This is a genomic window from Mesorhizobium sp. M00.F.Ca.ET.216.01.1.1 (genome assembly GCF_004010325.2).
Taxonomy (GTDB): domain Bacteria; phylum Pseudomonadota; class Alphaproteobacteria; order Rhizobiales; family Rhizobiaceae; genus Mesorhizobium.
The window spans coordinates 1-333 of record NZ_SADR02000327.1; the positions used below are offsets into that span (position 1 = coordinate 1).

The window sequence follows — 333 nt, forward strand, 5'->3', positions numbered from 1 at the left end:
GATAATTTAGACGCACTCGCGAGCCTCGCAGCCGCTGGCAGTGCAAAAAAAATCGAAAAGATCATCAGCATCGTAAAGTCCACGCAGGGCTGGCCACTATCCATAATTCTTAAAACCGGGGAAGTCAACGGGACCAAGCTCGACGCCAGCGAACTCGCTTTGCTTCAGAGTCTTGTCGCAGATGGAATTCTCAAACCGCCGACGATAAAGAATGTTGCAACGGGAACGATCGAACATTTTATTTTTACACCGAAGCCCGGGAAGGCACGCCTCGATGGCGCTAACCGTATTATTTTTGAGCGTTCAATGGCCTTGGCGGCGGCCGTCAGAAAG

General features: G+C 51.1%; 1 protein-coding gene. It reads left to right on the forward strand.

Annotated elements, in window-relative coordinates:
• On the forward strand, positions 1 to 333 hold a 333-nt coding region (locus EN859_RS38515; RefSeq protein WP_210237774.1), incomplete at both ends, for a hypothetical protein.